The following is a 23,419-nucleotide window of genomic DNA, read 5'->3' as shown; positions in this document are numbered from 1 at the left end:
ACATTTTTGATCTGTGTTCAGTTCAGGACTTCACTCAGCGGGATGAAGTTGACGGTATCGCCAATCTCCAGCGTCGTGCCCTCCAGCACCTCCACAAACCCTTGCGCCCACGCCGCGCTGCGCAGCACGCCGGAGCTCTGGTTGCGGTAGATGATCGCCTTGCCCTGCTCGATACGCCCGCGCAGGTACTCGCGGCGGTTGCCCGGCTTGGGCCAGGTGAACCCCACCGGCACTTCAAAACGCAGCGGCTCGACGTCCAGCACGCCCTGGCGGCGCAGCAGATAAGGGCGTGCCAATAGCGCGAACGTCACCAGCGTCGAGGCCGGGTTGCCCGGCAGGCCGATCACCGGCACGCCACGGAAGTGGCCAAAGGTCAGCGGCTTGCCGGGTTTGATCGCCAGTTTCCACAACGCCAACTCACCCTCTTCACGCAGGGCGATGCCGAGGAAATCCGCCTCGCCCACCGACACACCGCCTGTCGACAGAATCAGGTCGACACTGCCCAGGCTCGCCAGTTGCGCACGGGTTTTCTCCAGGTCATCCGGGAGAATGCCGGCATCGATCACTTCACAGCCCATGCGGCTGAGCCAGGCACACAGCACCCGACGGTTGCTGTTGTAGATCTGGCCCGGCCCCAGCGGCAAACCGGGTTCGACCAACTCGTCGCCAGTGGACAGCACGGCCACGCGTGGGCGGCGGATCACGGCCAGGCCGTCATGGCCGAGGGACGCGGCCAGGCCCAGTTCAATCGGACCCAGGCGCGTGCCGGCCGTCAGCACCCGCTCGCCGACCGTGGTTTCCTGCCCTTGGGGGCGGATGTTCTGGCCCAGGTGCAGGGGTTCGGTGAAGCTCACGCGCTCATCGGCGTGGACCACGGCGTTTTCCTGCATCTCCACACAGTCGGCACCTTCGGGTACCGGTGCACCGGTGAAGATGCGCGCGCAGGTGCCAGCGGCCAAGGGCTGCGGCGCCTGGCCCGCGAAGATGCGTTGGCTGACCACCAGCGGTTCACCGGTCCAGTCCGCCAGGCGCACGGCGTAACCGTCCATGGCGCTGTTCGGCCACGGCGGCAGGTCGAGGGTGGAGACCAGGTCTTGAGCCAGGACACGCCCATCGCAGTCCGCCAGGGGCAAGGTTTGCTGCTCGCGGATCGGCGCGGCTTCGGCCATGGCCAACAGCTGTTGCAGTGCGTGTTCCACCGGCATCAGGGCACCGGTCTTGCCGGGCTTACCCACGGGATTCACAAGGCTCGGCCTGTTTCAGGTGCGGCACGAAATTGCACGGGCGATGACGGTTGTCCAATTGTTCGGCGAGGATGCCGTCCCAGCCGGTGCGCACCGCATTGGTGGAACCCGGCAGGCAACACACCAGGGTGCCATTGGCCAGGCCGGCCAAGGCGCGGGACTGCACGGTGGAGGTGCCGATATCGGCCACGGAGATCTGGCGGAACAGTTCGCCAAAGCCGTCGACCTGTTTGTCGAGCAGGCAGCTCACGGCCTCGGGCGTGCTGTCGCGGCCGGTAAAGCCGGTGCCGCCAGTGATGAGCACCACTTGCACCACGTCTTCGGCGATCCAGTGGGCAACCTGGGCGCGGATCTTGTAGAGGTCGTCCTTGAGCAGCACGCGCTCGGCCAGGTTGTGGCCGGCGGCAGTGAGGCGGTCGACGAAGACCTGCCCGGAGGTATCGGTTTCGAGGGTGCGGGTGTCGCTGACGGTCAATACAGCAATATTCAGGGGTACGAAGGGCGCATCTGCCTTGGCTTTCATGGCACGGTCCGGTTGTCGAAGGAACAGCCCGATGTTATATCACAGGCCCCTATTTACCTGCCGCAGCGGAACCGCCATGTCGATTGATTCTTCACCCCTGCCCTGCTCGATTCTGCTGCTGTCCGGGGGGCGCGGCCAGCGCATGGGCGGCCAGGACAAAGGCTTGCTCGACTGGCGTGGCCTGCCCTTGATCGCGCACTTGCAGCGCCTGGTGCGCCCGCTCACAGACGATTTGATCATCTCGTGCAACCGCAACCATGACCGGTACGCGCCGTATGCCGACCAACTGGTCAGCGACGACAGTCCGGACTTTCCAGGCCCACTCGCAGGCATCCGCGCCGGGCTCGACGTCGCGCGCCACGCGCACCTGTTGGTATTGCCGTGCGATGTGCCGCAGATCGACGCCGACCTGCTCGCCAACCTGCGCGAGACCGCGCGGCGCCACCCGCGACAACCGGTGATGGTACGCCATGGCCAGTTCTGGGAACCGCTGATCTGCAGCGTCCCGACCGCCCTGCGGGACGCAGTGCAAAGCGCCTGGCACGCCGGTGAGCGCAGCCCGCGCAAGATCTTCCTGCAACTGGGCGGCGTGGGCCTGGAGTGCCCGGCGGATGACCCGCGCCTGGCCAACCTTAATACGCCAGAGCTGTTACAGACGCCGTCGGGCGTGTCAGAATGAACCTCGCACAAGGAACTTTGTCGACGCCGTATGCGTCACAAGGTCAGCTATTTAAAAGAATTCTCTCGGAGACGAACTCATGACTCAACGGACCATCGCCGCTCTCATGCTTGCACTGGGCCTCGCCACCCTCGCCGGTTGCGCCTCGCCAACAGTGATCACCCTGAATGACGGGCGCGAAATCCAGGCCGTCGACACCCCGAAATACAACGAAGATTCGGGTTTCTACGAATTCGAACAACTTGACGGCAAGCGCACCCGTATCAACAAAGATCAGGTTCGCACCGTTAAAGACCTGTAAGTCTTAGCGCTTGTCCACAAGGCCCGCCTCGCGCGGGCCTTGTCGTTTCTGAGGGTTACCAGTCGAGGGTGATCTGGCTGCGGAAGCTGCGTTCGACACCGGTGACCGGGTCGATAAAACGTACGCCCTGGGCCAGCAGTTTCAGCGGGTTGGTGTAATCGTCCACGGCGTCCTTGATCACGTCGGGGTAGAACGGATCGTTGCAGATACTCGCGCCGAGTGCGGTCATGTGCACGCGCAGCTGGTGCTTCTTGCCAGTGACCGGGAACAGGCCGTATCGCCACAGATCACCGTGCTGTTCCCGCACCTCCACAGCCGTTTCGGTGTTACTGGCGCCGGGACCTTCCTGCATGCGGAAGAACGGCTCGCCATCCACCAGGCGGCTCTTATGCACCAGGGGAAAGGTCAGGTGTGGCAGGGCGGGCGCGATGGCCTCGTAGAACTTGTCGATCTGGCGGGTGGGAAACAGTTGCTGATAAGCCGAGCGGCTGGCCGGGTTGGCCGAGAACAGCACCAACCCCGCCGTATGCCGGTCAATGCGGTGCAGGGGCACCAGCGACGGATTGTCCAGACGACGAATCAGGCGGCGCAGCAAGGTTTGCTCGACGTATTCACCGGCCGGAGTCACGGGCAGGAAATGCGGTTTGTCGGCCACCACCAGGTGCTCGTCGGCATACAGGATGGTTTCCTGCACCGGGATGACTTTCTCGTTGGGCACTTCGCGAAAGTAATAGATGCACAGGCCTTCCTTGTAGGCCAGGTCCTGGCTGATCGGGCTGCCGTTGATGTCCAGCACCCGGCCGCGGGCGATGCGGTCCAGCCAGTGTTCACGGGCAATCGCCGGGAAGTGCTCGCACAGGCAATCGAGCACCGTCGCCCAGGAACCGGGCGGCAGGTACAAGGTACTGGCTTGGTGCTGGGACGCGGAAAAACCGGATATGGACATGGAATTGCTCGAAGCCTGGAAAAAAACAGGCAGGCATTATCCCGCATGGAGCGCGATCGAGCCTAGGGCGGATATCAGGCCTTGGCCAACTCCGCCCGCAAGACCTTCGAGGCACTGGCGGCGTCTGTGAATTCCTTGAGCCAACGCAGCACATCCACCGCTTCCCAGCGGCCCGGATCGTACAGCGCGTACAACAAGCCCTGGTAGCCCACCACATCCAATTGCTTGTGGTAACCGGCGCGCTGGAACAGCGCCTCGATCTCGGCGAAGCAGGTATTGAAATGCACTTTGTTGAACGGCGTCTTGCCTTCCGTGACCAGGCCATCGAGGCGCAGCTCGTTCACCGCATCGCGCACGACGTCGGCGGACATGCGATTGACGCTGCTTTTCAGTTGTTCGACATTCACCACGGGCGTTCCCTCTATTCAATCGCTGTACAAACATACAGTAACTTAATATTTGGAAACCTGCCATCGCATAACGCTCAACGAAGGAAGGCCACCACCTGTTGTGTGTCGAACGGCCAATCCAGTTCCGCCCCGGTGTCCACCCGGCGCAGTACCGGAATCCGCAGGCCGTAGACGTCGGTCAGGTCTTCGGGATCGGTAATATCCACCAGTTCAACGAGCAACCCGTTATCGACGAGCGGCATGATCTCGGCTTCGGCAATCTCACAAAGATGGCAACCCAGGGTGCCCAATAGCTGGCATTCAGGAAGCATGGCGAATGGACCTGATGAGAAAGTAGGCCAACATTCTAAGCCCGGTGGCGGCGTGAAGCCCACCCTCACAAAAACCCTGACCCAGGTCAGCATGGCCTATAACTGATTCAGCGATTCTCGCGGCTTTTTGCCTGCCCCCTTGCAACGGAGATGCGTGTGTTTGCCAACCTGCTGATCATTCTGGCCTCATCCCTGGTGGTCATTGCGCTGTTTCGCCGACTGCAGTTGCCGCCCGTGCTGGGCTACCTGTGCGTCGGCCTGGCCGTGGGGCCCACCGCACTCGACTGGGTGAATGACAGCGAAGAGCTGCCCGACCTTGCCGAACTGGGCGTGGTGTTCCTGCTGTTCTCCCTGGGCCTGGAGTTTTCCCTGACGAAGATGCTCGCCCTGCGCCGCGTGGTGTTTGGCCTGGGCAGCTTGCAGGTGTTGGGTTGCGCCGCCCTGCTGGGGCTGTTGCTGATGACCCTGGGTGTAGCGCCGGGTATTGCGCTGTTGTTGGGTGCGGGGCTGGCATTGTCATCCACGGCCATCGTCAGCAAGGAGCTGACCAGCCTAGGGGAAATCTTCAGCAGCCATGGCCAGAACGCCATTGGCGTATTGCTGTTCCAGGATGTGGTGGCGGTGTTGCTGCTGACCCTGGTGCCGGTGTTTGCTGGCACCGGCGAACAAGCCTGGTATTGGGCACTGCCGCTGACCTTGGGCAAGACCGTGGTGCTGTTCATAGGGCTGCTGCTCGCCAGTCGCTGGCTGCTGCCGCGCTTGTTTCATGAGGTCGCCGCCTCCCATTCGGCGGAGCTGTTTGTGCTGCTGGCACTGGTGATCGTGTTGCTCACCGCCTGGCTCACCCACCTGCTGGGGCTCTCCCCTGCCCTCGGGGCTTTCCTGGCCGGCATGTTGTTGGGAGAAAGCCACTACCGCCATCAGATCGAGGCGGATATCCGCCCGTTTCGCGACATCTTGCTGGGGCTGTTTTTCGTCAGCATCGGCATGCTCATCGACCTGCAACTGTTTGTCAGCCATAGCCTGCTGATCCTCGGCTTCACCCTGACACTCATGCTCGTCAAAGGCTGCGTGGTGGCCGCGCTGGTCAGGCTGCGCGGCAGTGACAGTGAAACCGCTTGGCGCAGTGGCCTGGCACTCGCCCAGGGCGGCGAGTTCTGTTTTGCCTTGATGGCGCAGATGCAGCAGAGCCGGTTGATCCCCGACGAATTCAACGGGTTGCTGCTCGCGGCCACCTTCTGCTCAATGCTACTGACGCCACTGCTATTGCGCGCCGCGCCGGGCATTGCCCTGCGCCTGCACCGCAAGCCCAACCAGCAAGTGCAGCTGGAAGAAATCACTGCACTGAACGCCGAGTTACGCGGGCACGCGGTGATCTGCGGCTATGGACGCGTCGGCCAATCGATCGGGCGTTTTCTGCGCAAGGAACAACAGGCGTATATCGCCCTGGATGACGACCCTGAACGGGTACAGGAAGCGGCCACCGAAGACAGCAGCGTGCATTACGGCGACTGTCGGCGCGGCGCCCTGCTCAGCGCGGTCGGCGTGGAGCGCGCGCGGCTGGTGGTGGTTGCGGTGGACAACAGCGATGTCGCCCTGGCGGTGCTCAAAGAGGCGCGCCGGATCAACGCCGAGGTGCCGATCTTGGTGCGCACCCGCGACGACAGCCAGCTCGCCGAGCTGAAAGCGGCGGGCGCCAGCGAAGTGGTGCCCGAGTTGTTGGAATCGAGCCTGATGCTCGCCTCCCACGCCTTGATCCTGCTGGGCCTGACGGACGAGCAAGTACAGGCGCGAGTCGATGAAGTGCGGCAGAACCGCTATCGCCTGCTGCACGGCTTTTACTCACACCCGAACGCACCGGACGAAGCGCCGATCAATCCTGACTGACCGCGCCGATCTTGTGGATCGACAGGTCCGCGCCGTAGTACTCCTCTTCCTGGCTCAGGCGCAGCCCATGCACGCGCTTGATCACGCCGTACACCAGCAGGCCGCCCACCAATGCCACCAGCACGCCAAGGGCCGTGCCGATCAACTGGCTGATCAGGCTGACGCCGCCCAACCCGCCCAGGGCCGCCTGGCCGAAAATGCCGCAAGCGATGCCGCCCCACACGCCGCACAGGCCATGCAGGGGCCACACACCGAGTACATCGTCGATCTTCCAGCGATCCTGGGCAGCGATGAAAAACCATACAAACAACCCACCGGCAACGGCGCCCGTGACCAGCGCCCCCACCGGGTGCATCAGGTCGGAACCGGCGCAGATCGCAACCAGGCCGGCCAACGGGCCGTTATGCAGGAAGCCTGGGTCATTGCGGCCGATGATCAACGCGGCAACGGTGCCACCCACCATCGCCATCAGCGAGTTGACCGCCACCAGTCCACTGACGCCGTTCAACGTCTGCGCGCTCATCACGTTGAAGCCGAACCAGCCAACGATCAGGATCCACGAGCCCAATGCCAGGAACGGAATGCTCGACGGCGCAAACGCTACCAGGCGTCCTTCCCGGTAACGCCCGTTGCGTGGGCCGAGCAACAACACCGCCGCCAGCGCCAGCCAGCCGCCCATGGCGTGGACCACCACCGAGCCGGCGAAATCATGGAAACTGGCGCCAAACGTCGCGAGCAGCCAGGCCTGCAGGCCAAAGTTGCCGTTCCACACCATGCCTTCGAAAAACGGGTAGATAAACGCTACGATCAGTGCCGTCGCGCAGAGCTGCGGTGCAAACCGGGCGCGCTCGGCGATACCTCCGGAAATGATCGCCGGGATTGCCGCCGCAAAGGTCAGCAGGAAGAAAAACTTCACCAGAGCGTAACCATGGTCGGCACTGATCACCGCCGCCGGTTGCATGAAGCTCACCCCGTAGGAGATCCAATAGCCTATAAAGAAATAGGCCAGGGTCGAGATGGCGAAGTCGCTGAGGATTTTCGACAAGGCGTTGACCTGGTTCTTCTGGCGCACCGTACCGACTTCCAGGAACGCAAAGCCTGCGTGCATGGCCAGGACCATGACCGCACCGATCAGGATAAACAGGGTGTTGGAACTATGGACGAGCGTGTCCACTGCACTTTGCAAATTTTCCATGGAGGTTGGCAGGCCTGCAGTCAGGGCAAAAAGCACCAAAGCGGTTCAAGCCCAGGTTGCGCGCACTAAATTGGCCCCACCGGCCCCACCCCTCTTCAGAGGGTGTGAACCGCTTTAGCGCAGCGATCAACACAATAGGCCCTTGCCGAGAGGGTTTTTCCGCGAGTTTCAGTTATTTAGGGTAAGGTTTTTCAAGGCATTGCCCAGGGCCGCCCGGATTCAGCGCAGGCCCCGGGGCCTGCGCACCAAGGCAAAGCAAAAGCTGTACCAGAGAATTGAACTGAACCTTCACCGACGCCGGTGACTCGAAAACAGACGTACAGATCAGCCAATCACGGAGATAACCATGGCCAGAAGAACTGCAAAGACTGCTCAAGAAATACTGATGGCGGATTTTCAAACCCTGGTGACTGACACCGAAAGGTTGCTGGACGACACCAAGGTCCTGGCCGGCGACCAAGCCGATGAGTTGCGGGCCAAGATTCACGACACGCTGTTGCAGGCCCGCGAAACCCTCAAGCAGACTGAAGATTCCCTGCGCGAACGCGGCCAGGCAGCGGTCACCGCGACCGAAGACTACGTGCAGGCCAACCCTTGGCAGTCGGTGGGCATTGCCGCCGGCGTGGGCTTTCTGATCGGCCTGCTGGCCACAAGGCGCTAATCATGTCTATCGGCGAAACTGGCTCGGCCACAGGTACTACCTCAAGGCGTCTGGGCGCGGCCGTGCTGGGCTTGCTGCACAGCCACGTCGAATTGTTTGGCATCGAGTTGCAGGAACAGAAGGCCCGCACCGTCAGCCTGCTGCTGTTTGCCGGCTTGGCGCTGGTGTTTGCACTGCTGTTGCTGGTGGGGTTGTCGACACTGGTGATGATCCTGGTGTGGGACACCGGCTACCGCCTCACCGGGATCATCTGCCTCTGCGTGTTCTACAGCCTGGCCGCAGCGTTCTGCGGGGTGCGCCTGAAAGCGGCGGTGTTCGATGAGTCCACGCCGTTCCACGCCACCCTCGAAGAACTGGCCAATGACCGGGAGCGCCTGCTGCCATGAGCCTGACTGAAATGCCTCAAAACACTTCACGGCGGGAAATGCGCAAGGCGTTGATTCGCCTGCGCATGGAAATGCACCGCCAGGAAATCCGCCACGAGTCCCAGCAATTGATGCTGCCCCTGAACAAGGTCCGCAACATGGGCCAGAACTGGCAGGACAGCCTGGGGATCAAGCACGCGCCGCTGTGGGGCGTGGCGGCCGTGACGCTGATGGGTTTCTTCACCGGCAAAGGCGCCAAGGGTGGCGGCATCGGCAGCCTGACGCGCATGGTGCGCCTGGGTGCCGGCTTGATTCCACTGATCAAACTGGCCATGCAGGGCACTTCGCGCAAAAGTTGAGCCTGGCTGGCTGCATTCTTGCTAACAGAATCGGCCCGGCCCTCGTTTTCGAGGGCCGGGCCTTTTTTTCGCCACCGCTCTTAAGGAGGCCCCGTGATCGACGGGCAACCGCTCGCCTGCTTCCAGCCGTTTATCGACACCGCCACCGGCCGCATCGCCGGCGTCGAGGCCCTGGGCCGTCTGCGCCAGGCTGACGGCCGCCTGCAGTCCGTGGGCCCGCTATTCGCCGACCCGCGCACGCCGGGCGTGACCTTGCGGCGTCTCGATCGGCAGATCCGCGACAACGCGCTGAGCCGTTTGCATGAAGCGCCCGAAGACTGGTTCCTGAGCCTGAACATCTCGCCACGCTGGATCAACCGCCTGCGCCCGGGGCAAGCCCTGCCAAGCCTCAAGCAGATCCACAACCATGGCGTCGACCCACGGCGCATCGTGTTCGAGATCACCGAACTGGGGGGCGACATCCAGCGCCTGGCTGACGTGGTGGTGCGTTATCGCGAAGCCGGTGCGCGCATCGCCATCGACGACTTTGGCGCAGGCTATTCCCAACTCGACCGGGTGCTGGCGCTGCAGCCGGATATTCTCAAGCTGGACATGCGCCTGTTCCAGGAGGCCGCTCGAGGCGGACCGAGCAGTGAAGTGGTGCGCGCACTGGCGCAAATGGCGGAGAAGACCGGGTGCTGGATTATTGCCGAGGGCGTAGAGACCGAAGCACAGCTGAACTTCGCCCTGGAGTGCGGCTCGCGCTACGTGCAGGGCTACCTGTTCGCCCAGGCGCAGTTGGACTGGTTTGCCGCCGACGCCTTCGTGCCGCGCTTTGCGCAGTTGCGCAGCGCCTATGTGCAGCAAAAACTGGCCGAGCGCGGGCGCATCATGCAACTGCGCCACCAGTTGGCCGAACTGATGAAGATCCTGCAAACCTGGGCCCAGGCGCAGGCGCCGTTGAGCAAACTGCCCCAGTTACCCGCCTTTCCCTGGCTGCTGCGCTTTTACCAGTGCGACCGGCATGGCACCCAGCTGACGCCCAATTTCGAATGGCGCCAGGACGCCTGGCAGGCCGACAGCCGCTACCTGGGCCATAACTGGTCGTGGCGCCCGTACTTCTACCACCTGTTGGCCGAAGGGTGGGAGGAGCGCCGCCTGACCCTGTCCTCGACCTACCGTGATGCAACCACCAACCAGTATTGCCTTACCGCCGGACAATTCTTCGATAACGGTCAGCGTTTGCTGTTAATCGATATCGACGCGGCCGGGCTGTAGATTTTCGCTTGCCCAGGCCGCGCTGAACCGGGAAGCTGGGAGGGTCATTCACCGCACGGAGAGTAACCGCCTTGGATTGGCCCACCCTGCTGACTCGCGAACGTCTAGGCAAACCGCTGCACAGCCCGGAAGAACTGGGGCGTAGCCCGTTTCACAAAGACCATGACCGTATTATCTTCTCCGGCGCATTCCGTCGCCTGGGCCGCAAGACCCAAGTGCACCCGGTCTCCAGCAACGATCACATCCATACACGCCTGACCCACTCGCTGGAAGTGAGCTGTGTGGGTCGCTCGCTGGGCATGCGCGTCGGCGAAACCCTGCGCAGTGCCCTCCCCGACTGGTGTGACCCGAGCGACCTGGGCATGGTGGTGCAGTCCGCCTGCCTGGCCCATGACATCGGCAACCCGCCGTTCGGGCACTCCGGCGAAGATGCCATCCGCCACTGGTTCCAACAGGCTGCCGGACGCGGCTGGCTGGACGACATGAGCAGTGCCGAGCGCAATGACTTCCTCAATTTCGAAGGCAACGCCCAAGGCTTCCGTGTGCTGACCCAACTGGAATACCACCAGTTCGACGGCGGTACGCGGCTGACCTACGCCACCCTCGGCACGTACCTGAAATACCCCTGGACCGCCCGCCACGCTGACTCCCTGGGCTACAAGAAACACAAGTTCGGCTGTTACCAGAGTGAACTGCCGATTCTCGAGCAGATCGCCCATAAGCTCGGCCTGCCGCAACTCGAGGAACAGCGCTGGGCGCGGCATCCGCTGGTGTATCTGATGGAGGCGGCGGACGACATCTGCTACGCCTTGATCGACCTGGAAGATGGCCTGGAAATGGAGTTGCTGGAATATGCCGAAGTCGAGTCGCTGCTGCTCAACCTGGTGGGCGATGACCTGCCACAGACCTACCGCCAACTCGGTGCCCAGGACTCGCGCCGACGCAAACTGGCAATCCTGCGCGGCAAGGCCATCGAACACCTGACCAACGCTGCGGCAAGTGCCTTCGTCGAACAACAGGATGCCTTGCTTGCCGGCACCCTGCCCGGCGATCTGGTCGAGCACATGCATGGCCCGGCCAAACGCTGCGTACTGGACGCCAAGGACATGGCCCGCAAGAAGATCTTCCAGGACAAGCGCAAGACCCTGCATGAGATCGGCGCCTACACCACCCTGGAAATCCTGTTGAACGCCTTTTGCGGGGCGGCGCTGGAGCAGCATGGTGGGCGCACGCCGTCGTTCAAGAACCGGCGCATTCTCGACCTGCTGGGCAACAACGCGCCGAACCCTGAATGGCCTTTGCACGCCTCGTTCCTGCGCATGATCGACTTTATCGCGGGCATGACCGACAGCTATGCCACCGAGATGGCACGCGAAATGACCGGGCGTTCCAGCCCGCAATAACGCGCACGATCAAGCGGCCTGTTCCCTGAAAGGAATCGACCTACGAAGGGAACAGAGCGGCCTGATCGAATTCGCACAAGCACACGATGAATAATCACGCACGCTCCGGGCGACCCAAAAGAACTGTTCCTACACGCCCTTCATCGACGCTTGACTCACCGTGTGCTCCCAATGCCCAGTTACCCGCTTCATATCCTGCTGGTGGAGGATCATCCGTTTCAACTCCTAGCGACCCAGTACCTGCTCAGGAGCTTCGGCTTTGCACGGGTGACCCCGGCCGACAGCGCCGAACAGGCGATCCGTTTGATGTCGCGGGCGCAGGTGCCCTTCGACATCATCCTGTGCGACCAATGCCTGCCCGACCTGCCGGGGCTCGAGCTGATAGAAATCGCCAGTCGCCGACGCTTTACCACGACCGCCATCCTGTTGAGCGGGTTGCCTGTGGTGGAACTCGCCAACCTGATCGCACAAGCCGTGGAACGTGGCTTGCCGCTGCTTGGCTATTTATCCAAGCCGTTGAACAAAGACGAACTTGCACGCTTGATCTGCCCCTTACTCAGGTTAAAAATGTAGGACTTTAAACATTATTACCCTGGGAAAGTTGCCTGGAACACGCCACTTAGTTCCCTGGCAGCACGATCTAACCGACGCATTTTCAAACCCCTGACAGATCGGTGCACAAAGCCTCAGTAACCGGTAGGCCTTTACCTTTTTTAATGTAGGACTTTTCCTGTTTTATATCTGTTCCCCCCTGCGCTCATGCGCCTGCCTCCTCTTCTGAGCTAATGTGCCCGCTTTATTTGCACTTGCACGGAATGTGATCATGAACTCAGTTTTTATTATCGACGACCACCCGGTTATACGGCTTGCCATCCGTATGTTGCTGGAGCACGAAGGCTACAAAGTGGTGGGCGAAACGGATAACGGATGCGACGCCATTCAAATGGTCCGCGAATGCCAGCCTGACCTGATCATCCTTGATATCAGTATTCCCAAGCTGGATGGGCTCGAAGTGCTCTGCCGATTCAACGCGATGAATACGCCGATGAAAACCCTGATCCTGACGGCCCAGTCCCCCACGCTCTTCGCCACACGCTGCATGCGCTCGGGCGCCGATGGCTACGTGTGCAAGGAAGGCGACCTGAGCGAGTTGCTGAGCGCTATCCGCGCGGTGTTGTCCGGCTACAACTACTTCCCCAGCCAGGCATTGACGACCAGTGGTGTCGATGGCGTGGAATTCCAGGAACTTGAATTGTTCAAGACCGTCAACGACCGGGAACTAATGGTGTTGCAACTTTTTGCACAAGGTCGCACGAACAAGGAAATTGCCAAAGGTATGTTTCTGAGCAACAAAACAGTAAGCACCTATAAAAAGAGGCTGATGCAGAAACTTCAAGCCAAATCCTTGGTAGAACTTATCGAGATGGCAAAACGAAACGCGCTAGTGTGAGAAAGCGGATGCCCAGGCGTATAAAGGACTATCTGATTACATTGAGTGCCGGTTTGTGCTTCAGCACCGCCGTGCTCGCGAACCATCAAACGGGCCCGGAACATTTCACCTTGTTGAGCCGCGCCGGCTCGGTTCAACTGGAAACCCACCTGAACAAGGCACAACGCCAATGGCTGCAAAACAAGCGCGAACTGGTGCTAGGCACCGCATCGCCTGACTACCCTCCCTTCGACCTGACGTCCAGTGGTCACGACTATGAAGGGCTCACCGCCGATTACGCCGGTTTGCTGGCCAAGTCGCTGGCCTTGCCGGTGAAAGTGTTGCGCTACCCTTCCCGAGAGGACGCCATCCGCGCCCTGGAAAAGGGAGACATTGATTTATTGGGCACCTCGAACGGCTTCGAGGCAGCGAACCCGAATCTCAGCGTGTCCGAACCGTACGCCGTGGACCAGCCGGTACTGGTGACCCGCGAAGGAGAAACCCGCAGCCTGAATGATGGCCTGGCCGGGATGCGCTTGGCCCTGGTCTACCACTACCTGCCCCTGGATGAGGTGAAAAAGTTGTACCCCGAGGCGATCATCCGCGCCTACCCCTCTTATCAGAACGCCTTGAATGCGGTGGCATTCGACCAGGCCGACGTGTTCCTCGGCGATACCATTTCCACCCATTACATGATCAACAAGGGCTACCTCAAGAACATCCGCATGGCCAACTTCGGCAAGCACGAAGCCTATGGGTTCGGCTTTGCCTTGCCCAATCACCAGCGCACCCTCCTGAGTATCGTCGACGCGGTCCTGACAGCCGTGCCTACCGCCGAACGCGACGCGATCGCCAAGCGCTGGAGCGCGGGCAGCGACATCCTGCTCACCGACGAGAAGCTGCAACTGAGCCAACGAGAGGAACGTTGGTTGACCGATCATCCGGTGGTCAAAGTGATCGTGAACGAAACGTTCGCCCCCCTGACCTTCTTCGACGCCGATGGCAATTTCCGTGGCATCACCGCCGACCTGCTGGAACTGATTCGCCTGCGCACGGGGCTGCGTTTCGAGATTCAGCGTGGACGTGACGTAAACGCGATGATCGAACAGGTGGACACCGGCAAGATCGACATCATCGGCGCAATCGTGCCGAGCACGGAACGGGAAGCGCAACTGAACTTCAGCCGTCCCTACCTGGAAAACTCCTATGTGCTGCTGACACGCAAAGAGGTCGGCGCGCCCTCGAGCCTGGAGGAGATGGCCGGCAAGCGCCTGGCAATCACTGCAGGCAACCCTCTCGAACCGTTCTTGCGCCGCGACTTTCCGCGGGTCCAACTGGTGGACGCCAGCGACACTTTCAAGGCATCGGAGTTGCTCGCCCAAGGGCATGTGGAAGGTGCAGTGAACTCGCTGGTGGTCGCCAACTACCTGCTGTCGTCCCATGTGTTCCAGGACAAGCTGCAGATCAGCACCAGCATCGGCACCGCTCCCGCCACCTTCGCCCTGGCGACCGCCCGCAGTGCCACCGAACTCAGCTCGATTCTCGACAAGGCCCTGCTAAGCATCGCCCCGGATGAACTGGGGGTGATCAACAGTCGCTGGCGTGGCTACACGGCCGCCTCCGACAGCTATTGGCGCAACTATCACCAACTGATCGCCCGCATCATCATCGGCACTGGGCTTTTACTGTTGATCTCCCTGACCTGGAACGCCTACATGCGCCGCCAGATCAAACACCGCAAAATGGCCGAGCGCGCCCTCAATGACCAGTTCGAGTTCATGCGCGCGCTGGTCAATGAAACCCCGCATCCGATCTATGTGCGTGACCGCAAGGGCCTACTGCAAACCTGCAACGACAGCTACCTGCAAGTGTTCGACGTCAAGCGCGAAGATGTCATCGGCAAAAGCGCCATCCAGATGAGCGAGGCCCTTGAAACGGACGCGACGCAATACCATGCCGACTATGAGCGGGTGATGGCCGAAGGCAACCCGCTGATCCTCGATCGCACCCTGCACATTCGCGAACAGAAACTGACGATCTACCACTGGATCCTGCCGTACCGCGACTCGACGGGAGAAGTCCAGGGGATCATTGGTGGCTGGATCGACATCAGCGAGCGACGCCAGTTGTTCGATGAAATCCGTGCGGCCAAGGAGCGCGCCGACGAAGCCAACCGGGCCAAGAGCACGTTCCTCGCCACCATGAGCCATGAAATACGCACCCCGATGAATGCGGTGATCGGCATGCTGGAGTTGACCCTCAAGCGCGCCGACCAGGGCCATCTCGATCGCCCGGCCATCGAAGTGGCGTACAACTCGGCCAAGGACCTGCTGGAACTGATCGGCGATATCCTCGACATCGCGCGCATCGAGTCCGGCCGCCTGAGTCTCGCCCCGGAGCGGGTCAACCTGCGCGAAGTCATCGAGTCGGTGGTGCGTGTCTTCGACGGCCTGGCGCGCCAGAAAACCCTCAGCCTGTCCCTGGCCTTCAACCCCGACCGCGACGACACCGAAGTCCTGATCGACCCGCTGCGTTTCAAGCAGGTGTTGTCGAACCTGGTCAGCAATGCCATCAAGTTCACCGAGCGTGGCCAGGTCACCATCAAGGTCGAGGTATTGCCCACCGAACTGGCGCAACAGGTGGAAATGAAGCTGGTGGTCGAGGATACCGGGATCGGTATCAGCCGGGATGATCAGTTGCGCCTGTTCGAACCCTTTGCCCAGGCCGACAATTCCGGGCAACTCGCCAGGAGCGGCGCTGGCCTGGGGCTGGTGATCTGCCGCAGCCTGTGCGCCATGATGGGTGGCCAACTGAGCCTGAGCAGCGTGCCCATGGTCGGCACCCAGGTGCATGTCAGCCTGAAAATGACGCGCCTGCAGCCGGAGCAGGCAACGGATGAGCGCAAACCCGAGTCGCCGGCAAACGCGCCGGTACTCAATGTGCTGGTGGTGGATGATCATCCCGCAAACCGCTTGCTGATGTGCCAGCAACTGGGTTACCTGGGCCATCAGTTCTCGGCGGCCCAGAACGGCGCAGCCGGTTTCCAGGCCTGGCGCCAGGAACGCTTCGACCTGGTCATCGCCGACTGCAACATGCCCATCATGAATGGCTACGAGTTGAGCCGCTCAATCCGCGAGTACGAACAGCGTGAGCAACTGGCACCGTGCGTGGTCCTGGGTTTTACCGCCAATGCCCAGCCCGAAGAGAAGCAACGCTGCGCTCAGGCAGGCATGAACGATTGCCTGTTCAAACCGATCAGCCTCACGGCACTGGAGCGGCAACTCGCGCAGATCGCCCCTCAGCCCGCCGACCTGCACTTGGACCTTGGCAACTTCCAGGCCCTGACCGGCGGCGATCCGCAGTTGAGCTGGCGTTTGCTGGAGGAGCTGTTGAGCAGCAGTCGACATGATCGCCAGGCGCTGACTGCACTGATTGCTGGGCATGCCCCGCTCCAGGACCTCATCGAGCAGGCCCACAGGATCAAGGGCGCTGCCCGTATCGTCCAGGCGACATCACTGGCCGGGCAGTGCGAAACCCTTGAGCAGGCGTGCGCCCGCGGCGATGACCGGGCGTTGATCGAAGCCGGGGCGAAATCCCTGGAAAAGCTCATGCTGGAACTGGAGAGGGCACTGCAGGTGCAGCTTCGTGGGCTTGATGGTCAGTAAGGGGCGGTTGCCGCCCCTTGCGTGATCAACAGTCCGTCAAGCGCAGGAAAATTGCCGCCAGCTGTTCAATGCCGGCCTGGTCCTTGAGGGTAAAACGCGAAAGCGACGGGCTGTCGAGGTCAAGGACGCCAATCAGCTTGCCGTCCTTGACCAGCGGCACCACCAGTTCGCTGTTCGATGCGCTGTCACAGGCAATGTGCCCTGCAAACGCATGCACATCCTCCACCCGCTGGGTTTGCCGCGACGCCGCTGCTGCACCGCACACCCCCCGGCCGAACGGAATGCGCACACAGGCGATCTGGCCCTGGAACGGTCCGAGCACCAGTTCTTCGTTACGGTTGAGATAGAAGCCGGCCCAGTTCAAGTCGTCCAATTGGTTGAACAGGAACGCCGAAAATTGCGCACTGTTGGCGATGAAATCCCGCTCATCGGCGAGCAGCGCCTCCAGTTGCGCGCAGAGCATGGCGTAGCCATCAAGGCCCGTGCCGGCGCTGTTTAGATCGATCATGGTTGAAGCTCCAGCAATTTAAGACCCACCCAGTAACGGGCGAATTGATACGCGCAACGGCCGTTGCGGTTGCCGCGGCCGGTGGCCCAGCGCACGGCGAGGATGTCGAGTGCTTCGTCGCGCTGCCATTGCAAGCCGGCCTTGGCCGCCAGTTCGCCGATCCAGTGTTCCACCACGTCCAGGAAGTGCTCCTGGGAGAACGGGTAGAACGACAGCCACAAGCCGAAGCGGTCGGACAAGGCAATTTTGTCCTCCACCGCCTCGCTCGGATGCAGTTCGCCATCCACGCGCTTCCAGTTGTCGTTGTCGCTTTGGTTTTCCGGCACCAAGTGGCGGCGGTTGGAGGTGGCATACAGCAGCACGTTTTCCGGGGCTTGCTCAAGGGAGCCGTCCAGTACGCTTTTAAGCACGCGGTAATCGCCTTCGCCGGCCTCGAACGAGAGGTCGTCGCAGAACAGGATAAAGCGTTGTGGCAGCTTGACCAGTTGCTCGACCACACGCGGCAGGTCGGCCAGGTGGTCACGTTCGATTTCGATCAGGCGCAAGCCGGCCTTGGCGTGCTGGGCCAGCAAGGCACGCACCATGGACGATTTGCCCGTACCACGCGACCCCCATAGCAGTGCATGGTTGGCGGGCAGGCCGTCGAGGAATTGTTGGGTATTGCGTGCCAGTGTTTCACGTTGCTTGTCCACGCCAATCAGGTCGGACAGGCGCATCTCCAGGCTGACGTCCAGCGGCAACAGGAAACCACTGCGGCCTTCGCGCTGCCAGCGGGCAGCCAGGCATTGGTTCCAATCGATGGTCTGGCGGGGCGCCGGCAACAGGGGTTCCAGGCGGGCGAGCACGGCATCGGCCCGCTCAAGAAAGGCATTCAATCGAGAATCCACGATTATTCCTCTGGCAAGTTCTTGCAAAAGATGGCGTATTGGCAGCCCTGCGGCAGACCGCACGTGGCTGCGTAAAAAACGATTCGTGCCGGGTAAGCCAGAGCCTGTGGATGTTCGGCTATGCTTGCCGGGCGAAGGGAAACGTGAAGTGGTTCAACACTCAATGGATATCAAGTTCGCCCACCGCTTGTCTTATAAACAAGCCAGATTGACTGTGCTGGTCGGTTTCGTCTTGGGAACCTTGCTCAGCCTGATCCAAATCGGCATTGATTATGCCAGCGAAGACGCATCCATCAACCGTGAAATTCGTTCACTGATCGAAATCAGCCACAACCCCGCGTCACGCATCGCCTACAACATCGACGCCGAGTTGGCCCAGGAACTGACCCTGGGCCTGCTGCACTCCCCCGCGATCATTCGCGCGCAGTTGATCGACAACAACGGCGTGGTGCTGGCCGACGTCGACCGGCCGCGCAAGGAAAGCACCTACCGGCCGCTCAGCGACTTCCTGTTCGGTGCCAACCGCCAGTTCGAAGACCGGCTGTTCCTCAGCCATATGCCCAACGAATCCCTCGGCGTGCTGCGCCTGGACGTGGACACCTATACCTTTGGCAGCCGCTTCCTGCACCGAGCCGAGATCACCCTGCTCAATGGCTTTGTCCGCAGCCTGCTGCTCACCGGCATCCTGCTGGGCTTGTTCTACGTGATGCTCACCCAGCCGCTGGTGCGCATTATCCGTGAGCTGAGCAACCGCAGACAGGCACGCCTGGACTGCCCGCCCGGCCACGAACACGACGAAATCGGCGTATTGGTGAACGTGGCCAACCAGCAATTCGAAAACATGGAGACCGAGATCCAGCAACGCCGTCACGCCGAGGATCGCCTCACCGAATACCTGGGCCAACTGGAAGACATCGTCTCCGCCCGCACCCTGGAGCTCAAGACCAGCAACCAGCGCCTGAGCCAGTCCAACGATGAACTGGAAGCGGCGAAGATGCATGCATTGGGCATGGCCCAGGCGCGTGCGGCGTTCCTGGCTAACATGAGCCACGAGATTCGTACTCCGCTCAACGGCCTGCTGGGGATGATCGCGCTGTCGCTGGACAGCCCGCTCAACGCTGAACAGCGCCAGCAACTGTCCATCGCCCACGACTCGGGCAAGGTGCTGGTGGAGTTGCTCAACGATATCCTCGACCTGTCCAAGTTCGACGCCGGTCAGTTGGAGCTGGAACGCATCCCCTTCGACCTGGGCTCGCTGGTCGAGGACACCGCCAACCTGTTGTCGCAGAACGCCGCGCCGAGCGTTGAACTGACGTGCCTGATCGACCCGCAGTTTCCTGCACAAGTCTTGGGCGACCCGACTCGTGTGCGGCAAATCGTCAGCAACCTGCTGTCCAACGCGTTGAAATTCACCCGCTTCGGCCGGGTGGATGTACGCCTCAGCGCGCTGGATGGGCGGGTGCGCATCGAGGTCTGTGATACCGGTATCGGCATTGCCCAGGAAGCCCAGGTGAAGATCTTCCAGCCGTTCACCCAGGCTGGCGCCGGTATCACCCGCCAGTTTGGCGGCACAGGCCTGGGGCTGGCACTGACGCATAACTTGTGTGAAGCGATGAAGGGCCGCCTGAGCATCAGTTCGGAGGTCGGCTTCGGTAGCCAGTTCTGCGCCGACCTGCCACTGCCGACCCATTTGCCCGCCGTGCAACCGACACCGCTCAAGGGTGAAGTGATCGCCATTACCAGTGCCGGCAGCGGCCTGACGGAACTGCTCACCACCCTGTTGCCCCACTGGGGGCTGACGCCTCACTGCTACTCGCGTGATGAAGACCTGAGCGGGCAAACCCCGGACCTGTTGATCACCGACTGCCCCGAATGCCTGTTCCGCCTGCGACCGTCCATCACCGCGCCCATCCTGGTGGTAACCGCGTATGGCAACTTCATGCCCAGCGAAGAAGTCGCGGCGCTGGCGCCGCTGCAGCAACAGGCGCGCCCATTGAGCCGCAACGCGCTGTATCAGATCCTGCAACGTAATTTGCGCAGCGACACCCAACTGATCCTCGACACGATCCAGATGGAAGCCGCACCGCTGGCGCATCGGGCGCGCATCCTGCTGGTGGAGGACAACCCGGTCAACCAACTGGTGGCCAAGGGCATGCTCAGCAAACTGGGGTGCGAGGTGATCGTGGCCGCCCACGGTGGCGAGGCGCTCAAGTGCCTGGAGGAACAACGCTTCGACCTGGTGTTGATGGACTGCAATATGCCGGTGATGGACGGTTACGAGGCCAGCCGGCAGATCCGTCGCAGCGGGCGCTGGCCGGACCTGCCTATTGTCGCACTGACCGCCAACGCCTTGTCCGAAGAACGCGAGCGTTGCCGGGCCGCGGGCATGAACGACTACCTGGCCAAGCCGTTCCGCCGCGAGGAACTCAGCGGTCTACTGGATCTTTGGGTGCCGAAGACGACAAGTCTCTGATCTGTCCAAGCAATTGGTCCAGGCCATCGCGCAACGCGTCGGCCTGGTTCAAGTCGACGCCGCTGGCGCACAAGAGCCGGGTCTTGAGGCCATGAGCCTGGTCGCGCAATTGCACGCCGGCCTGGCTCAGGCTCAGGTGCACTTCCCGTTCATCCTGGGCGCTGCGCTGGCGCCTGACCCATTTGAGCTGCTCAAGCCGCTTGAGCAGCGGCGTCAGCGTGCCCGAGTCGAGCATCAGGCGTTCCCCCAATGCCTTGACCGTGGGCTGCGCTGGTGCTGCGGCATGCCACTCCCACAACACCAGCATCACCAGGTATTGCGGGTAGGTCAGGCCGAGCTCATCGAGCATCGGTTTGTAGGCGCGGGTCACGGCCCTGGAGGCGGCATAGAGTTTGAAGCACAGTTGGTGGTCGAGGGCCAGGGATACGGTCATTTGAGCAGGGCTTCGATCTCTTGGGTCAGGTCTTGTGGCTTGGTGGTCGGGGCAAAGCGCTTGACCACCTGGCCGTCACGGCCGATGAGGAACTTGGTGAAGTTCCACTTGATGCCTTTGGAGCCGAGCAGGCCCGGGGCTTGTTTTTTGAGCTGAACGAACAAGGGGTGGGCATCACTGCCATTTACATCGATCTTCTTGAACAGTGGGAAGCTGACGCCGAAGTTCAGCTCACAGAATTCGGAAATCGCGCCTTCGTTACCGGGCTCCTGCTTGCCGAACTGGTTGCAAGGGAAACCCAACACCACCAGGCCCTGGTCCTTGTACTGCTGCCAGAGTTGCTCCAGGCCTTTGTACTGCGGGGTGAAGCCGCACTTGCTGGCGGTATTGACCACCAGGAGGGCCTTGCCGGCGAAATCGGCCAAGGTCTTTTGCTCACCCTTGATGGTGGTGCAAGGGATGCTCAGCAGGTTGTCACTCATGGCAGTGCCTCGATAGGGAGAAAAGAAGGGTAAACATAGTAGGCAATTAAATTGCGTGCAATTTAATTGACCAGACGAATACCCAATCATCACAACCCCCCTGTAAGAGCCCGGCTTGCCGGGCTCTTGCAGAAGGATTATCAACGCGGGACCAGGTCCAGGCACACCGAGTTGATGCAATAACGCAGGCCGGTCGGCGGCGGACCGTCCGGGAACACATGGCCCAAGTGCGCATCGCACTTGGCGCAGGTCACTTCGGTGCGAATCATGCCGTGGCTGACGTCACGGATCTCGATCATCGCGCTATCGGCAATCGGCTCGTAGAAACTCGGCCAACCGCAGCCGGCATCGAATTTGGTCTTGGAATCGAACAACGGTTCGTTGCAGCAAATGCAGTGGTACACGCCGTCCGTGGTGGTGGCGTTGTACTTGCCGGAAAACGGCCGCTCGGTGCCTTTGAGACGGCACACCTGGTACTGCGCCGGGTCCAGCATGTCCTGCCATTCCTGAAGGGTTTTTTCCAACTTTTCCATCGGTACACCTCGGCAACTGAAAAAGCCTGATCTGTGTCTTTTCCATGGATCAGGCGGCACGTATGATTGCGCCTCTTCAAAACGCCAGTCTGGCACCCGCGCTACCGGCATTCAAACGTATTTATGGGTGCGGGCCCCGCAGGATTCACAGTACGGTAGTGTCTCCACCGTCTGGATCGTTCATTTTCAGGATCACATCGCCATGCAGGTCAGCAAATCGAACAAGCTCGCCAACGTCTGCTACGACATTCGCGGCCCAGTGCTCAAGCACGCCAAACGCCTGGAAGAGGAAGGCCACCGCATCCTCAAGCTGAACATTGGCAACCCGGCGCCGTTTGGTTTCGAAGCGCCGGACGAGATCCTCCAGGACGTGATCCGCAACCTGCCCACCGCCCAGGGCTACAGCGACTCCAAGGGCCTGTTCAGCGCGCGCAAGGCGGTGATGCAGTACTACCAGCAGAAGCAGGTCGAAGGTGTCGGTATCGAAGACATCTACCTGGGCAATGGTGTGTCCGAGCTGATCGTGATGTCCATGCAGGCCCTGCTCAACAATGGCGACGAAGTGCTGGTGCCGGCGCCGGACTACCCGCTGTGGACCGCCGCCGTGACCTTGGCCGGTGGCCACCCGGTGCACTACCTGTGTGACGAAGGCGCCGACTGGTTCCCGGACCTGGCCGACATCAAGGCCAAGATCACCCCGAACACCAAGGCCCTGGTGATCATCAACCCGAACAACCCGACCGGTGCCGTGTACTCCAGGGAAGTCTTGCTGGGCATGCTCGAACTGGCGCGCCAACACAACCTGGTGGTGTTCTCCGACGAGATCTACGACAAGATCCTCTACGACGACGCCGTGCACGTATGCACCGCCTCCCTGGCGCCGGACCTGCTGTGCCTGACCTTCAACGGCCTGTCCAAGTCCTACCGCGTGGCAGGGTTCCGCTCCGGCTGGATCGCCATCTCCGGCCCCAAGCACAACGCGCAAAGCTACATCGAAGGCATCGACATGCTGGCCAACATGCGCCTGTGCGCCAACGTGCCGAGCCAGCACGCCATCCAGACCGCCCTCGGCGGCTACCAGAGCATCAATGACCTGGTCTTGCCCCAGGGCCGCCTGCTGGAGCAGCGCAACCGCACCTGGGAACTGCTCAACGCAATCCCGGGCGTGAGCTGCGTGAAACCCATGGGCGCGCTGTATGCCTTCCCGCGGATCGACCCGAAAGTGTGCCCGATCCTCAATGACGAGAAATTCGTGCTCGACCTGTTGCTGTCGGAAAAACTGCTGGTGGTGCAAGGCACCGCGTTCAACTGGCCGTGGCCGGATCACTTCCGCGTAGTGACGCTGCCGCGTGTGGATGACCTGGACATGGCCATTGGTCGCATCGGTAACTTCCTCAAGTCCTATCGCCAGTAACGCAAACGGCGCTGTACGACCGACAATCGGTCGTACAGCGAGTATCTGGCAACA

At 61.4% G+C, this 23,419-nt stretch carries 24 protein-coding genes; 13 read left to right on the top strand and 11 right to left on the bottom strand.

Annotation, left to right across the window (positions count from 1 at the left end; all coding sequences use genetic code 11):
• Positions 1-17: 17 nt before the first annotated feature.
• Complete coding sequence (locus tag ATH90_RS09150) at positions 18-1,244, bottom strand: molybdopterin molybdotransferase MoeA (protein ID WP_098466118.1); 1,227 nt, start codon at positions 1,242-1,244, stop codon at positions 18-20.
• On the bottom strand, positions 1,228-1,767 hold the full coding sequence (gene moaB, locus ATH90_RS09145; RefSeq protein WP_025857889.1) for a molybdenum cofactor biosynthesis protein B: 540 nt from the start codon (positions 1,765-1,767) through the stop codon (positions 1,228-1,230). Before moaB ends, ATH90_RS09150 begins: the two co-directional genes overlap by 17 nt.
• A gap of 76 nt (positions 1,768-1,843) precedes the next feature.
• On the opposite strand from moaB, the gene mobA reads away from it, so the two are divergent.
• Positions 1,844-2,446 (top strand): molybdenum cofactor guanylyltransferase MobA, encoded by a 603-nt coding sequence (gene mobA / locus ATH90_RS09140; protein ID WP_098466117.1) that lies wholly within the window; start codon positions 1,844-1,846, stop codon positions 2,444-2,446.
• Positions 2,447-2,525: 79 nt separating this feature from the next.
• Complete coding sequence (locus tag ATH90_RS09135) at positions 2,526-2,747, top strand: YgdI/YgdR family lipoprotein (RefSeq protein WP_010211805.1); 222 nt, start codon at positions 2,526-2,528, stop codon at positions 2,745-2,747.
• A gap of 55 nt (positions 2,748-2,802) precedes the next feature.
• Here ATH90_RS09135 and ATH90_RS09130 read toward each other — a convergent pair whose 3' ends face one another.
• The 3 genes from ATH90_RS09130 to ATH90_RS09120 form a co-directional block, all read right to left on the bottom strand.
• A complete protein-coding gene (locus ATH90_RS09130) occupies positions 2,803-3,693 on the bottom strand; it encodes a pseudouridine synthase (protein ID WP_098466116.1) in 891 nt (296 codons plus the stop codon).
• A 74-nt stretch (positions 3,694-3,767) separates the two neighbouring features.
• On the bottom strand, positions 3,768-4,103 hold the full coding sequence (locus ATH90_RS09125) for a hypothetical protein (RefSeq protein WP_034102833.1): 336 nt from the start codon (positions 4,101-4,103) through the stop codon (positions 3,768-3,770).
• Between the two features lie 74 nt (positions 4,104-4,177).
• Positions 4,178-4,414 (bottom strand): glutaredoxin family protein, encoded by a 237-nt coding sequence (locus tag ATH90_RS09120; RefSeq protein WP_034102831.1) that lies wholly within the window; start codon positions 4,412-4,414, stop codon positions 4,178-4,180.
• Positions 4,415-4,564: 150 nt separating this feature from the next.
• Between ATH90_RS09120 and ATH90_RS09115 the strand changes: the two genes are divergently transcribed.
• Positions 4,565-6,301, top strand: coding sequence for a cation:proton antiporter (locus ATH90_RS09115; protein ID WP_098466115.1), 1,737 nt, complete (start codon positions 4,565-4,567; stop codon positions 6,299-6,301).
• Here ATH90_RS09115 and ATH90_RS09110 read toward each other — a convergent pair.
• Positions 6,288-7,496 carry an ammonium transporter gene (locus ATH90_RS09110; protein ID WP_098466114.1) on the bottom strand — a complete coding sequence of 403 codons (1,209 nt, stop codon included), beginning with the start codon at positions 7,494-7,496 and terminating at the stop codon, positions 6,288-6,290. The genes ATH90_RS09115 and ATH90_RS09110 overlap by 14 nt on opposite strands.
• A gap of 346 nt (positions 7,497-7,842) precedes the next feature.
• Between ATH90_RS09110 and ATH90_RS09100 the strand changes: the two genes are divergently transcribed.
• From ATH90_RS09100 to ATH90_RS09065, 8 genes are all read left to right on the top strand, one after another.
• Positions 7,843-8,157, top strand: a complete 315-nt coding sequence (locus tag ATH90_RS09100) for an ElaB/YgaM/YqjD family protein (RefSeq protein ID WP_012723021.1) — start codon at positions 7,843-7,845, stop codon at positions 8,155-8,157.
• Between the two features lie 2 nt (positions 8,158-8,159).
• Entirely contained in the window at positions 8,160-8,543 is a 384-nt protein-coding gene (locus ATH90_RS09095; RefSeq protein WP_034102828.1) for a phage holin family protein, read from the top strand.
• Positions 8,540-8,881, top strand: a complete 342-nt coding sequence (locus ATH90_RS09090) for a hypothetical protein (RefSeq protein WP_034102826.1) — start codon at positions 8,540-8,542, stop codon at positions 8,879-8,881. Before ATH90_RS09095 ends, ATH90_RS09090 begins: the two co-directional genes overlap by 4 nt.
• A 93-nt stretch (positions 8,882-8,974) precedes the next feature.
• Positions 8,975-10,138 (top strand): EAL domain-containing protein, encoded by a 1,164-nt coding sequence (locus tag ATH90_RS09085; protein WP_069022532.1) that lies wholly within the window; start codon positions 8,975-8,977, stop codon positions 10,136-10,138.
• Positions 10,139-10,209: 71 nt separating this feature from the next.
• Positions 10,210-11,541 carry a deoxyguanosinetriphosphate triphosphohydrolase gene (locus tag ATH90_RS09080; protein WP_016978472.1) on the top strand — a complete coding sequence of 444 codons (1,332 nt, stop codon included), beginning with the start codon at positions 10,210-10,212 and terminating at the stop codon, positions 11,539-11,541.
• A gap of 171 nt (positions 11,542-11,712) precedes the next feature.
• The gene (locus ATH90_RS09075; protein WP_098466113.1) at positions 11,713-12,114 is read left to right on the top strand and encodes a response regulator; all 402 of its coding nucleotides are present in this window, start codon (positions 11,713-11,715) and stop codon (positions 12,112-12,114) included.
• Positions 12,115-12,364: 250 nt separating this feature from the next.
• On the top strand, positions 12,365-12,991 hold the full coding sequence (locus ATH90_RS09070; RefSeq protein WP_034102820.1) for a response regulator transcription factor: 627 nt from the start codon (positions 12,365-12,367) through the stop codon (positions 12,989-12,991).
• Between the two features lie 8 nt (positions 12,992-12,999).
• The gene (locus tag ATH90_RS09065; protein WP_098466112.1) at positions 13,000-16,635 is read left to right on the top strand and encodes a transporter substrate-binding domain-containing protein; all 3,636 of its coding nucleotides are present in this window, start codon (positions 13,000-13,002) and stop codon (positions 16,633-16,635) included.
• Positions 16,636-16,660: 25 nt separating this feature from the next.
• Here ATH90_RS09065 and ATH90_RS09060 read toward each other — a convergent pair whose 3' ends face one another.
• Positions 16,661-17,143: a GAF domain-containing protein gene (locus tag ATH90_RS09060; protein WP_098466111.1), complete on the bottom strand. Its 483-nt coding sequence runs from the start codon at positions 17,141-17,143 to the stop codon at positions 16,661-16,663.
• On the bottom strand, positions 17,140-18,030 hold the full coding sequence (locus ATH90_RS09055) for an ATP-binding protein (protein ID WP_034102814.1): 891 nt from the start codon (positions 18,028-18,030) through the stop codon (positions 17,140-17,142). The genes ATH90_RS09060 and ATH90_RS09055 overlap by 4 nt, the downstream gene beginning before the upstream one ends.
• Positions 18,031-18,193: 163 nt before the next feature.
• On the opposite strand from ATH90_RS09055, the gene ATH90_RS09050 reads away from it, so the two are divergent.
• Complete coding sequence (locus ATH90_RS09050) at positions 18,194-20,503, top strand: hybrid sensor histidine kinase/response regulator (RefSeq protein WP_098466110.1); 2,310 nt, start codon at positions 18,194-18,196, stop codon at positions 20,501-20,503.
• Here ATH90_RS09050 and ATH90_RS09045 read toward each other — a convergent pair.
• From ATH90_RS09045 to msrB, 3 genes are all read right to left on the bottom strand, one after another.
• Positions 20,457-20,936: a MarR family winged helix-turn-helix transcriptional regulator gene (locus ATH90_RS09045; protein ID WP_034102810.1), complete on the bottom strand. Its 480-nt coding sequence runs from the start codon at positions 20,934-20,936 to the stop codon at positions 20,457-20,459. The two genes, ATH90_RS09050 and ATH90_RS09045, sit on opposite strands and share 47 nt — an antisense overlap.
• Complete coding sequence (locus ATH90_RS09040; protein WP_098466109.1) at positions 20,933-21,418, bottom strand: glutathione peroxidase; 486 nt, start codon at positions 21,416-21,418, stop codon at positions 20,933-20,935. Before ATH90_RS09040 ends, ATH90_RS09045 begins: the two co-directional genes overlap by 4 nt.
• Positions 21,419-21,558: 140 nt before the next feature.
• The gene (gene msrB / locus ATH90_RS09035) at positions 21,559-21,951 is read right to left on the bottom strand and encodes a peptide-methionine (R)-S-oxide reductase MsrB (RefSeq protein WP_034102807.1); all 393 of its coding nucleotides are present in this window, start codon (positions 21,949-21,951) and stop codon (positions 21,559-21,561) included.
• A gap of 202 nt (positions 21,952-22,153) precedes the next feature.
• On the opposite strand from msrB, the gene ATH90_RS09030 reads away from it, so the two are divergent.
• Entirely contained in the window at positions 22,154-23,365 is a 1,212-nt protein-coding gene (locus tag ATH90_RS09030; protein WP_025857865.1) for a pyridoxal phosphate-dependent aminotransferase, read from the top strand.
• Positions 23,366-23,419 lie beyond the last annotated feature (54 nt).

It is taken from the genome of Pseudomonas lurida, assembly GCF_002563895.1.
GTDB lineage: Bacteria > Pseudomonadota > Gammaproteobacteria > Pseudomonadales > Pseudomonadaceae > Aquipseudomonas > Aquipseudomonas lurida.
Note: the sequence above shows the minus strand (reverse complement) of the source record. Positions and strands in the feature narration are given on the sequence as shown.